This window comes from Psychroflexus maritimus (genome assembly GCF_011089875.1).
GTDB classification, from domain to species: domain Bacteria; phylum Bacteroidota; class Bacteroidia; order Flavobacteriales; family Flavobacteriaceae; genus Psychroflexus; species Psychroflexus maritimus.
The window spans coordinates 88,195-96,791 of the sequence record NZ_JAANAS010000116.1; the positions used below are offsets into that span (position 1 = coordinate 88,195).

At 33.5% G+C, this 8,597-nt stretch carries 6 protein-coding genes; 2 read left to right on the forward strand and 4 right to left on the reverse strand.

Annotated features, from left to right (window positions below; genetic code table 11):
- Nucleotides 1–40 precede the first annotated feature (40 nt).
- Together guaA and G7034_RS11745 are read left to right on the forward strand one after the other, a co-directional pair.
- Nucleotides 41–1,570 (forward strand): glutamine-hydrolyzing GMP synthase, encoded by a 1,530-nt coding sequence (gene guaA, locus G7034_RS11740; RefSeq protein WP_166401146.1) that lies wholly within the window; start codon nucleotides 41–43, stop codon nucleotides 1,568–1,570.
- Nucleotides 1,570–3,495: a LysM peptidoglycan-binding domain-containing protein gene (locus G7034_RS11745; protein ID WP_166401147.1), complete on the forward strand. Its 1,926-nt coding sequence runs from the start codon at nucleotides 1,570–1,572 to the stop codon at nucleotides 3,493–3,495. Before guaA ends, G7034_RS11745 begins: the two co-directional genes overlap by 1 nt.
- Nucleotides 3,496–3,661: 166 nt before the next feature.
- Here G7034_RS11745 and G7034_RS11750 read toward each other — a convergent pair whose 3' ends face one another.
- The 4 genes from G7034_RS11750 to G7034_RS11765 all read right to left on the reverse strand — a co-directional run bounded on the left by G7034_RS11750 (nucleotide 3,662) and on the right by G7034_RS11765 (nucleotide 8,361).
- Nucleotides 3,662–5,059 carry a S1C family serine protease gene (locus tag G7034_RS11750; protein WP_166401148.1) on the reverse strand — a complete coding sequence of 466 codons (1,398 nt, stop codon included), beginning with the start codon at nucleotides 5,057–5,059 and terminating at the stop codon, nucleotides 3,662–3,664.
- A 202-nt stretch (nucleotides 5,060–5,261) separates the two neighbouring features.
- Entirely contained in the window at nucleotides 5,262–6,527 is a 1,266-nt protein-coding gene (locus G7034_RS11755) for a Y-family DNA polymerase (protein ID WP_166401149.1), read from the reverse strand.
- A 1-nt stretch (nucleotide 6,528) separates the two neighbouring features.
- Nucleotides 6,529–6,981: a LexA family protein gene (locus G7034_RS11760; protein WP_166401150.1), complete on the reverse strand. Its 453-nt coding sequence runs from the start codon at nucleotides 6,979–6,981 to the stop codon at nucleotides 6,529–6,531.
- Nucleotides 6,982–7,176: 195 nt separating this feature from the next.
- Nucleotides 7,177–8,361 carry an IS110 family transposase gene (locus tag G7034_RS11765; RefSeq protein WP_166399234.1) on the reverse strand — a complete coding sequence of 395 codons (1,185 nt, stop codon included), beginning with the start codon at nucleotides 8,359–8,361 and terminating at the stop codon, nucleotides 7,177–7,179.
- Nucleotides 8,362–8,597: the final 236 nt, after the last annotated feature.

Below are 8,597 nucleotides of genomic sequence, written 5' to 3' on the forward strand. Positions count from 1 at the left end.
AACCTTAATTTTGGCGCAATTTTTAGTTTCAAAAAACAAGATGCAACATAAAGTTTTAATTTTAGATTTCGGATCACAATATACTCAGCTAATTGCTAGGCGAGTTAGAGAACTTAATTTTTATTGTGAAATTTTTCCTTTCAACAAAATTCCAGAAGAAGTTTCAGAATTTTCTGCGGTAATTTTATCGGGTAGTCCTTTTTCGGTAAGAAATGAAAAGGCGCCTCAACCTGATTTATCTAAAATTAAAGGAAAACTGCCTCTTCTAGCGGTTTGTTTTGGTGCTCAGTACATTGCCCATCATTTTGGGGGTAGGGTAGAAGCTTCAAATACACGCGAGTTTGGAAGAGCTAACCTGAATATGATTAAAGAGGCTGAGTTGCTTTTTGAAAGCATTGAAGAACAATCGCAAGTTTGGATGTCACACAGCGATAGTATAAAAGAACTCCCTTCAAACGCTGTTCGATTAGCGAGTACTAAAGATGTATTGAATGCTGCTTACCGCATAGACGGAGAAGACACCTATGGTATTCAATTTCATCCTGAAGTTTATCACACTACCGATGGAAAACAATTGTTAGCGAATTTCTTAATCAAAATTGCCGATTTAAAACCAAGTTGGACGCCTGCGACTTTTGTAGATTTAAGTATAGAAGAGTTAAAGCAAACTATAGGCAAAGAAAAAGTAGTTTTAGGACTAAGTGGCGGAGTTGATTCTACCGTGGCGGCAGTTTTACTTCATCAAGCTATTGGAACCCAATTGCATTGTATTTTTGTAAATAATGGGTTATTGAGAAAAGATGAATTTAATTCAGTTTTAGATCAATACAAAGGAATGGGCTTAAATGTGAAAGGCGTTGATGCTTCAGATCGTTTTCTTGATGCTTTAGCAGGTATTTCTGACCCTGAAACCAAGCGTAAAAAAATAGGAAATATTTTTATTGATGTTTTTGACGATGAAGCAACTTCAATTAAAGACGTTACTTTTTTAGCACAAGGAACAATTTATCCAGATGTTATTGAATCTGTTTCAGTAAACGGCCCTTCAGCAACTATCAAATCGCATCACAATGTTGGTGGTTTACCTGACTACATGAAGCTTAAAATTGTTGAACCACTTAAAATGCTTTTTAAAGATGAGGTAAGGCGAGTGGGAGCTGAGTTAGGAATTGCTAAAAACTTAATTGGAAGACATCCTTTCCCTGGTCCCGGTTTGGCCATTCGAATTTTAGGTGACATTACCAGAGATAAAGTGCGTATATTGCAAGAAGTTGATCATATTTTTATCAACGGATTGAGGACCTGGGGGCTGTATGATAAAGTTTGGCAAGCAGGAGCAATTCTTTTACCTGTAAATAGCGTTGGCGTAATGGGAGATGAACGTACTTACGAAAAAGTAGTTGCTCTTAGAGCGGTTGAATCTACCGATGGAATGACTGCTGATTGGGTAGATTTACCTTACAAGTTTTTACAAGAAACTTCAAATAAAATAATTAATCAAGTAGCCGGTGTTAATCGAGTGGTTTATGATATTAGCTCAAAACCACCAGCAACTATTGAATGGGAATAATGAAAAAAATAGCGATTTTACTGTGTTTGTTGGGGATGAGCTTTGGTGCTTTGGCACAAAAGTACGTGGCCATTAGCATTCAGCCAGAGTTAACTTTGAATGAATTAGCTAATCAGCTTGACATTGAAAAAGACCTACTAATATCGCTTAATCCTGGCATAGAAAATCAAGACCCTATTCAAACTCAACAAATTGTTGTTCCAGCTAACCGGTATCAGGAAGAGGCTAGAGAGGTTCAATTTACAATTTACGAAGTAAGTTCAAAGGAAACGCTCTACAGTATTGCAAGGTCTTTTGAATTAAGCATTAAAGAAATTAAAGATTTTAATCCTTATTTATATACCAGGGAATTAGACCTAAATGACAAATTGAGAATTTCTGTAAAAAACCTCACAGAAGAAGAGGAAAATCAGCTTAAAAATTTAAATAAAAGTGTTACTAACTCTTCTTTCGGAAAACTAAAACATTTAGTTGAACCTAAAGAAACCTTTTATAGCCTTTCGAAAAAGTATGGAGTTTCTATTGAGTCGATTAAAGAAGCCAATTCCGATTTAGAAAGTTTACAAGCTGGCCAGTTTGTTACCATTGTTAGAGAACAAGAAGAAAAAGAAAAGGAATTAGAAAAAATAAAAACCAAAAACAAAGAAGAACTTAAGTTTGTTGAGGTAAAAAAACAAAAGAACTTAAATTCAATTCTTGAAGAAAATGAAATCAGTTTAGAACGTTTAGAGTTATTAAACCCCAGCTTAAGATACAGTGGATTTGAAGAAGGAATGGCGCTTAAAATACCCTATAAGCGAAGAAGTTTACTTATTCCAGGTGAAAAAAGCATCAACTTAGAGTATTACATTAATTATCCTGAGGAAAAACAAATCAAAGTATTTTTACCGCTTAGTTTAAATTTATTTGAAAAAGACTCGGTAAATAAAGAATTGATGCTGAGAAGAAATCGCCTAGGAAGAATAGCTTTAGATTTATACACAGGAATTAAAATAGCTCAGGATTCGGCTCTTGCCAAGGGGGTTGTAACTTCGGTAGAGGTGTATGATACCCAGGCCGATTCAAATCATTTTTATGAGTTGCTAAGTGCCAATAATTTCTCAACTACACAAGCGGTGATAGGTCCTGTTATTGAATCAAATATCCAAGAAGTATTACGTTTTTCAGAAACCGATAGCGTTCCTGTTTTTTCACCCTTAATCAATACTAGTTACCACAAACACAACCTCTTCAAGACTATTCCAGAAAAAAAAGAAATGGAAAATGCTATTTTATCTTATATGGATGAAAATTATCAAGATGAAAATATTGTTTTCTATACCGATTCTACTCTTGTTGAATTGAAACATAAAATTAATTATACCTTTTTAGATGCTCAACAAGTAAAAGTTAATGATGATTACCTGAAATTAGCCGATATTAAAAATGTATTAAATAAAGACAAACCTAATTGGTACATTTTAGAAAGTACAGACCCCGGAACAATTGAAGCTACTATTTCGTTTCTAACTTCATTGAAGAGAAACGACTATGATATACGTTTGTTTACAACTAACCGCGTTAATTTTTATGAAGATGAAATACCTAATTCTAGGTTAGGTGATTTAAACTTTACGTTTCCAAGTGTTTCGAGAGAGCTAGCACAGCCAGCACCAGACCGCTTTGAAGAAAAATTTAGAGAACAATTTGGCTACTATCCTAATAAATTTGTAGTAAGAGGATTTGACTTAGCTTATGATATTTTTATGCGACTTGCTTTCAAAAATGATATTTACGAAACAGTTAACTTAGAAAGCTACACTGAGTATTTTGAAAATAAATTTAATTATCTTCCCTTTGATTTTCAAGAAGGTTTCTACAACAATTCTTTTTATATTATTCAGTATAAAGAAGACTTAGAAGTAGAAGTTATTGATTTTGAATAGTTTGTTTGTTGCTTTGTTCAAAAGTAAACTTTCAAAAATAGGTCTTGGTCTATTGTTTTTTTAAAAATAAAGATGAATGTAAATAGAGTTGGATTCAATATAAAAACGATACTTTAAAACCAAGTATCGTTTTTATATTTTGAAGCTATTTTATAAACAAATCTGATTATCTAAAAATATAAGTTTTTTCGTCGTTTTTACTTGCTTTAAAGGTGATTTTTAGAGCTTCAGCATTAGTTTTTTGATCAATAATGCGCTCAACATCTTCAATAGAATTTACCTTTTGATCATTAATTTCAGTGATTAAAATGCCTTCAAGTTGTTCTGCATTAAGTCGTTGAGAAAGAACACGATTTATTTTTACTCCTTGTTTTGCATCAAATGTTTTAAGTTCATCTTTACTTGCATTAGTAACTTCTAATCCTATTTCGTTAATTCTATACAAGGCAAGTTTAATCAATTCTACCTCGGTTTGTTTTGGCTTTCCGTTTCTAGTGTAATCAACCGTTACCGTTTCACCAGGGTTTTTAGTACTAATGTAGCCTGATAAATCTGAAAACTTTCTAATTTTTATTTGGTCTATAAACTGAATAATATCACCTTCTTTTAAGCCTGCTTTTTCTGCTCCCGAGTTGCTTTCTATGCTAGAAACATAAAAACCTTGTGCGTCTCCTACACTTAACTCCTTAGCCACCTGATTATTTAGATCAATTCCTCTAATTCCAAGTACGGCTTTTCGAACTCTCCCAAATTCAATTAAGTCCTCTACAATTTTTTTAGCGTTATTACTTGGAATAGCAAAAGAATAGCCAATATAAGCACCTGTTTGTGAGGTGATTGCTGTATTGATACCTATTAAATCGCCATTGGTATTTACCAAAGCACCACCGCTATTTCCTGAGTTTACGGCAGCGTCGGTTTGAATAAACGATTGAAATACACCTTGTTTTGAATCTAAATCTCTTGCTTTAGCACTTACAATTCCCGCAGTAACTGTTGAGGTAAGATTAAATGGATTTCCTATGGCTAATACCCATTCACCAACTTCTACATTATTAGAATCGCCAAAAGGCAGATAAGTTAAGTCTTCTTCATTAATTTTCAATAGAGTGATATCATTTTCTGGAGCCTCGCCTATAATTTCTGCCGCATAAGTTTTGTTGTTGTTTAAGGTAATTTCTACTTCGGTAGCTCCTTGTACTACATGGTGGTTAGTAATAATGTAACCATCTGGACTTATAATTACACCAGATCCCATTCCTCTAACTGCTCTTCGTTCCTGTCCTCCACCAAAATATAAATCTAAAATGCTTCTTGGTTGTCTGCCAATACTCACATTTTTTACATGAACAACAGCATTAATGCTCTCTTTTGCAGCTGTCACAAAGTCAGGTGCTTCTGCACCAAAGCCCAACCTAGAGGAGGAGGTTAATTGTACTTGAGGCGCTTCAACTTCTTTTTCTGTAATCTTTGTTGCTTCGGTTAGGCTAAGTTGATGATAAGCAAAAACGCTTACTAACCCTGAAATAAGACCTACCATTAATAAATTCAAACTTTTCTTCATAATGTTATTTTTTAAGTTAAACCTTGAAATTATTCTTCTTATTGTGTTTTCATTATTATAGTTTTCTTAAAATCATTCCAAAAAGTAGGCTACTGAATTTTTGTCATTTTAATTGATTTACCTAAAATGATAGCAGCAAAAATAAAATTGATTTTAAAAAATACTTAAGTCTATGTAGTTGTGTCTTTTGAAAATTAGTTTTTTAGCTTGACTTCACCTCAATAATTTGTTGTAGCGAAGTGGTATAAGCTTGCGATAAATGTTCTTGTTTCATTTTCCAAGTTTTAGATAAGTCTTGAGCTCCAAATTTAATCTTATACCTTCCTACTTTTCGGTTCAACTCATCTATTTTTTTCATTAGTTGATCGTGTTTTGGGTTTTCTTCTGTAAACAAAGCTAATTGCCTACGACCTTCAGGAACAAGTCCCATAACAATGACTCCCGCTTTTTTATACGCATAGCCTTTTTTGTAAATTTTTTTTAGTCCATCAATAGCGTGTTTCATCAAATCAATGCTAGAATTGGTAGGATAGGGGAGTTGTATAGAAATACCTCTGCCGTACTGCGGTTTGTTTTGTTGAAATCGGTTAGTTTTTATAAACACGTAAATCAGGTTGCAGCAACTTTTTTGTTTGCGCATTTTTTCTCCACAGCTTACGGCAAAACTACTAACGCGTTCTTTGATGTAACTAAAATCTTCGTATTGTCGGTCAAAAGAGCGAGTGGTTGCAATGGCTTTTTTGTTAGCAACATCCTCTAAATCTAAGGTAGGTTTACCTTCCAATTCTTTTTTTAGACGCAGGCCAACCACGCTCATTTGCTTTTTTACCCAATGGTCGTTGAGCTTAGTAAAATCATAAGCTGTAAAAACTTGTTGTTTTTGTAGTCGAATGCTATGTTGACGACCAATTCCCCAAACGTCTTCAATTTTTAGCCATTTTAAGGCTTTAATTCGTTGTTCTTCGGTGTATATAATGTAGCTACCTTGTGTACGTTCAGGGAATTTTTTGGCCACACGATTAGCCACTTTGGCTAGTGCTTTGGTGGGTGCAATACCAATAGAAATAGGTATTCCAGTACCTTGTTCAACCCTTTTTTTCATCTTTTGAGCGTGCAAGTGTAAATCAAAAAACTGTTCGAACCCCGTAAATTTTAAAAACGACTCATCTATACTATACACTTCAATTTCAGGGGTAAACTCGGCTAGTAAATTCATTACCCGTGCACTCATGTCTCCATATAAAGCATAATTAGAAGAAAAAATACGCACGTTATTGGCTTTGAAAAACTTTTCAAACTTAAAAGCCGGTGCGCCCATAGGAATTCCTAAAGCTTTAGCTTCATTACTTCTAGCAATCACACAGCCGTCGTTGTTGGATAAAATACAAATGGGCTGACGTTGCAAATTAGGCTTAAAAACCCGCTCGCAAGAGGCATAGAAATTATTACAATCAACCAAAGCAAACATCTTATTCTACCTTTTTAATTACAGTGGTTACGATGCCCCAAATTAAAAACTCATTGTCTTCATTTACTTTAATGGGTTGGTACTTTTCATTTTCGGCAATTAAGAAAATTGAATTTTTAAAAGTTTTAATGCGTTTTACGGTGAATTCGCCATCAATAAAACAAACTGCAATTTTACCATTTTCAGGGCTCAAACTTTTATCAATAATAAGTAAATCGCCGTCATTAAGCCCTGCATTTACCATGCTATCGCCACGTACTCTTCCGTAAAAAGTGGTGCTAGGATGCTTAATAAACTCTTTGTTTAAGTCGATGCTTATATCTAAAAAATCATCGGCAGGACTAGGGAAACCAGCACTAATTCCTTGCTCAACAAAAGGTAAATTAAGCGAACCTGTTAGTTTTGGGTAAAATAAATCTAGCCCAACCGACTTATGTAAAGGAGTTGATTTCATGAAAACGAATTTCTAGCAAAAATAGGAAATATTCCTTGTTTAGGGAATTAATCCATATCAATTAACATTTGTTGTAAGTTTTGGTTTTATTGAACGCAATAGATGATTAGGTTTAGGTAAAGTGAGAATAATTGAACTCAGTTTATTAGCCCTGATTGTAGAGGAAAGGTACTATCTTTAAATCCAAACATTTTTTTAATTTTCAACCATAATTTTTTTATCTTTGATTTTACCGAGAGGAAGCATACTTTGATCACTCACTGGATGTTTACCTTGTATAGCCAAACTTTTTGTTTGGCTATTTTTTTCGCCTCTTTCAGAGGCGTACCGAGAGGAAAGCTCCTTCTCCTCCTCTTGGATATTTTTATTTCCTTTATTTTGATAATTAATATCAAAGGGTTCGTTTTTTTTCCACAAGTAATAAATTGTTAACAATAATTTTTTTTGAACAGCGACAATACCTTTCATTTTGATGCCTGTTCTTTCATAAACTCTAAGGTAAAGGTTCTTAAAAACTGTCCCTTCTGAACCTATTGCTATTAACGATGGCATGTGTAAAATTCGTCTAATCCTTGAGTTTCCCTTTTTCGATATTTTTGTCTTGCCTTTATGAGAACCTGATTGATTTTCTACAACATCATACCCAGAATAACTCACTAGTTGCTTGTAATTTTTAAACAGATTAAATCCATTTGTTTCTGCTATAACAGTAGCTACAGAAAGTATTGATAATCCTCTAACTGTGCAAATATTCTCTACTTTTAATTTTAGCTCCTCATCACTTTTTATGACTTCTTCGATAGCAATTTCTGTCTTTGTTTTTTGCTTTTCTAAGAAACGTATATGGCTTTTCATTTGCTTAATCACATGCTTGTTTGATAAAGCTGATTGTTCTTCTGCATGTAGCTTATTCTTTTCTACCGTAATCGATTCCTGAATGGATTGATACTGTCGTGTTAAAGACCTTAGGCTTACAAAAACATCTTTAGGTCTAATCCATTGAGATAAATTTTGTTCTGCCCCCATTTGTGCCAAACCTTTAGCGTCTATTTTATCATTCTTACTTTTTAAGCCAATAGATTGTAAATACTTTTTTGCTTTGTTTGGTAAAATAATAGAAACTCTATACCCTGCATCATCTAGATAATAAGCAAGTTCTTCGTGATAAACACCAGTAGCTTCTAAGCTAACAACTATTGGAATAGACTCTTTTTTTGTCCATTTATCAATCCATTTTACTAGCTTTAAAAAGCCTGCTTTTGAATTAGAAACACTACAAGAAGACTTAACCTTCACGCTTTGATTACAGTCTATCGTGCTTATACAAGCATCTACTTTTTTACTTGACACATCAAGACCTACTGAAAATTTTAAATTCATAATAAAAGTATTTTTTGCGTAATAATCATTAAAATTTTTCTCTAAGACTTTGCTCATGTAATACAATATCTATAACTAAATTATAGTATTTAGGTACTATTGAATCTTTAAGAAAAAGACTAGGATAGATTTGCCTTTATCAGCATTATCAATCAATGATTGTAACTAGCCCGCAAACAATTTGCTACCCTAGCTTTAATGATTTAACTGTTTAAAAATACAAAGATATGAGCCCG

Coding starts and splice junctions, on each gene's coding strand:
- G7034_RS11750 (WP_166401148.1), bottom strand. CDS start 5,059: ATGAAGAAAAGTTTGAATTTATTAATGGTAGGTCTTATTTCAGGGTTA.
- G7034_RS11765 (WP_166399234.1), bottom strand. CDS start 8,361: ATGAATTTAAAATTTTCAGTAGGTCTTGATGTGTCAAGTAAAAAAGTA.
- G7034_RS11760 (WP_166401150.1), bottom strand. CDS start 6,981: ATGAAATCAACTCCTTTACATAAGTCGGTTGGGCTAGATTTATTTTAC.
- guaA (WP_166401146.1), top strand. CDS start 41: ATGCAACATAAAGTTTTAATTTTAGATTTCGGATCACAATATACTCAG.
- G7034_RS11755 (WP_166401149.1), bottom strand. CDS start 6,527: ATGTTTGCTTTGGTTGATTGTAATAATTTCTATGCCTCTTGCGAGCGG.
- G7034_RS11745 (WP_166401147.1), top strand. CDS start 1,570: ATGAAAAAAATAGCGATTTTACTGTGTTTGTTGGGGATGAGCTTTGGT.